Annotated in this window: 2 protein-coding genes and 2 rRNA genes; 2 read left to right on the forward strand and 2 right to left on the reverse strand. The window is 34.7% G+C overall.

Features of this window, described 5'->3' with window-relative positions:
* Positions 1-269 precede the first annotated feature (269 nt).
* Both trkA and BHF71_RS09600 read left to right on the forward strand, forming a co-directional pair.
* Positions 270-1,676: a Trk system potassium transporter TrkA gene (trkA, locus tag BHF71_RS09595; protein ID WP_069657427.1), complete on the forward strand. Its 1,407-nt coding sequence runs from the start codon at positions 270-272 to the stop codon at positions 1,674-1,676.
* A complete protein-coding gene (locus tag BHF71_RS09600) occupies positions 1,627-3,075 on the forward strand; it encodes a TrkH family potassium uptake protein (protein ID WP_069657428.1) in 1,449 nt (482 codons plus the stop codon). Before trkA ends, BHF71_RS09600 begins: the two co-directional genes overlap by 50 nt.
* A gap of 274 nt (positions 3,076-3,349) precedes the next feature.
* Here the strand turns inward: BHF71_RS09600 and rrf are convergent.
* Both rrf and BHF71_RS09610 read right to left on the reverse strand, forming a co-directional pair.
* A 5S ribosomal RNA gene (gene rrf, locus BHF71_RS09605) occupies positions 3,350-3,466 on the reverse strand.
* Between the two features lie 109 nt (positions 3,467-3,575).
* Positions 3,576-3,735, reverse strand: a 23S ribosomal RNA gene (locus tag BHF71_RS09610); the annotation flags it as partial.

Here is a 3,735-nt window from a genome sequence, read left to right on the forward strand (position 1 = left end):
GAAGAGAATTCTTACCAAGCAATGCCCCCATCAAATAAACAATGATTTTATTTTGAACCTCAATGTATAGTAGCAACAAAGAAATAACTTTAGACATCAAGTTTGCCGCCTCCTTTGTTTGAGTAATTTTTTGAATGGTCAACTAAAAATTACCCTTAAATTGAGGGGGTGGCAATACCTTAATATAAATTTTTCAATAACAACAAGGTTTTTGACACAATAATCTATAAAACTTTTGACAATACGTAATGATCTAGAGGGGATTAAATATGAAAGTTATGATAATTGGTGCCGGTAAATTAGGTTATAAAGTAGCGGAATCACTGTTAAATAGTCACATTGACGTAACCGTTGTAGACTCTAGCGCCAAGGTGATTAACAGTATTAATGACCATTTAGATGTGCTCGCAGTTAATGCCAACGGATTAGAAGTTGGTGTTTTAAAAGAATTAGGCATTGAAAAATATGACTTACTCATTGCTTCAACTAGTAGTGACGAAACAAATACAATCATTTGTACATTAGCAAAAAAACTAGGATGTAAAAAGACGATTGCCAGAATCAGGAATCCTGAGTATATGACTCAGCTAGACTTTATCAAAAATGAAATGGGAATTGACCATATTGTCAGCCCTGATTTAGCAATAGCAAGCGAGATTAGTCGGTACTTATTGAAAAGATATAGTTTCTATTTCGGTGACTTTGCTAAAGGAAAAGTTCAAATGCATGATTTTCATGTAAACAATTTGAAAAATTTTATTGACAAAAGAGTAATGGATCTACCAGGGATGGAAGAATTACTTATAGTTGCAATTATGCGAGATGGAAATATTATTATTCCCGATGGTACGACAATCATTAAAGAAAATGATATCATCTATATCATGGGCAAAAGTGATAATATTCAAAAAATGATCGAAGTCTATGAATTGACTTCAGAAAAAAAATATATTAAAAATGTTATGATTTTCGGTGGTGGTAAAGTAGGATACTATCTAGCAAAGCAATTACTTCAGGCTAAAATTAATGTTACCATCATTGAACGAGATCGCAACCGCTGTATTTATTTATCAGAAAAATTAAATGGAGCTTTGGTCATACATGGAGATGGTACAGATATTAATTTATTAGAAGAAGAAAACCTTTCAAGTATGGATGCTTTTATCGCTGTAACAGATTTTGACGAACAAAATCTTCTAATGACGTTGATGGCAAAACAATCAGGCATCAACAAAGTTATCGCAAAAATTAGCAGACCTAATTACGAGCAAATTATTGAAAAGTTAGGAATCGATGTTGCATTTAATCCTATTTACATTACAGCTAGCGATATATTAAAATTTATTCGCGGAGGAAAAGTAGTATCTGTATCCTTATTGTTAGGTGGACAAGCTGAAGTAACTGAAGTAATTGTTGAAGAAGGACTGAAAATTATTGGTAAGAAAATTTCTGAACTGAACTTACCAAAAGGTGTTATTGTTGGTGCTATAGTCCATAAAGGTAAAGTTATTATTCCCAAAGGAAGCACTGTCATAGATGCTCGTGATCGATTAATAATCTTTAGTTTAACATCAAATATTGATGCATTAGATATATTCCTAAAACCTAGCAGAGGAGTACGTATAAATGAATTATTCCATCGTAATAAAAGTAATAGGAATACTACTAATTATTGAAGCAGCATTTATGATACCAGCCCAAATCATTGCAATTTTTTATCACCAATCTGACAGCACTGCTTTTTTTATCAGCATATTTATCATTGCCATAACCGGTTTTCTCATGGCAAATATTAAAACTAATGATAATAAGATTAAGACAAAAGAGGGATTAGCAATTGTTGCATTGGGATGGTTATTTTCTTCTGTTTTTGGAGCATTACCTTTTGTAATTTCAGGCAGTATCCCTTCATACGTAGATGCCTTTTTCGAAACAGTGTCGGGATTTACTACTACTGGTGCGACAATTTTAAATGATATTGAGGCATTGCCGCGAGGCATTTTATTTTGGCGTTCTTTCACCCACTGGATGGGTGGAATGGGGATTTTAGTTTTCACGGTTGCTTTACTCCCAACTATCGGAGTAGGTGGTTTTCAGATCTTTAAAGCCGAAAGCCCTGGTCCAATAGCAGATAAAATTGTCCCTCATATTAAAGATACCGCAAAAATTTTATACATTACGTATATCTCATTCACTATCATAGAGATCATTTTGTTGGTTCTTGGTGGTATGTCATTATATGATGCTGCTTTACATACCTTTGGAACTGTTGGAACTGGTGGATTTTCTAATAGAAACGCAAGTATTGGTGCTTTTGATAGCACCTATATACATTTAGTCATCACCATCTTCATGATTTTATCTGGAGCAAATTTTTCTTTGTACTTTGCTATTTATAAGGGAAAATGGCGTTATGTTGTAAAAAATGAGGAACTGCGTTTCTATTTACTAATAATTTTAGCTGCAACTGTTCTTATTGGAACAAATATTTTTTTAACAACCTATGATGGTGACTTAAGGGCTTTTAGAGATGCTTTGTTTCAGGTGAGTTCGATCATTACTACGACCGGCTATACAACTGCAGACTTTGATCAATGGCCTACTTTCAGCAAAAGCATACTGTTTGTATTAATGTTTATTGGTGGATCGGCAGGTTCAACCGGTGGCGGTATGAAAAACATCAGAATTTTAGTATTACTAAAATTGGTCAAAAGAGAAATTGCAAAGATTTTTCATCCAAGAGCAATCATACCGATTAAAATTCAAAATAAATCATTAGCTAGAGATATTAATGCAAGTATTTCCAGTTTTTTTGTTTTATATCTTTTTCTGTTTATTATAGGAACAATTTTAATATCGTTAGAAAATATAGATCTCGAGAGCGCAGCAAGTGCTGTTGCCGCAACACTTGGGAACGTGGGCCCGGGTTTTGGTTTTGTAGGGCCTACTCGCACCTATAGTGATTTCTCTAATTTTAGTAAAATAATTTTATCAATGTTAATGTTATTCGGCAGATTGGAGTTATTCACAATCATAGCGTTAATTACTCCTAAAAATTGGCGTAATGAAAAATAATAGCTACGCGTTTTTGACAAAATACCATCAGTTTTAATTTAATCTGATATAACAAAAAGTCCCCTACTAGATTGGGGGCTTTTTGTCTAATGCGGCGCGGCACTTATTAATACTTTACAAGATTATCTTGTGTATGAATTTGCTCCATATATAATTCTCGTACTACATTTGATTCTTTTACTTTTGGGATGTTAGCAAAAAAGCAGCCTAAATAGGCTGCAATAAGTACGGTTGGTAATATATAAAAATATGTATGCAATATATAAAAAAAGAAGCCTGGCAACGTCCTACTCTCCCAGGACCCTGCGGTCCAAGTACCATCGGCGCTGGAGGGCTTAACGGTCGTGTTCGGGATGGGTACGCGTGTGTCCCCTCCGCTATCGTCACCAGACTTCTTCTTATTTACTTAAATTATGGTGTGGTTATACTTTTACAGTTGTAAAGTATAACTTTATACACCCTGAAAACTAGATGCGAGTTTCTTTCACCTTACTTGAGCTTTGGTTAAGCCCTCGACCTATTAGTATCCGTCAGCTCCATGCATTGCTGCACTTCCACACCGGACCTATCTACCTCATCTTCTCTAAGGGGTCTTACTGGATTAACTCCATGGGAAATCTCATCTTGAGGGGGGCTTCACGCTTAGATGCTTTCAGCGCT

Source organism: Vulcanibacillus modesticaldus (genome assembly GCF_001730235.1).
In the GTDB taxonomy this organism is placed as follows: domain Bacteria; phylum Bacillota; class Bacilli; order Tepidibacillales; family Tepidibacillaceae; genus Vulcanibacillus; species Vulcanibacillus modesticaldus.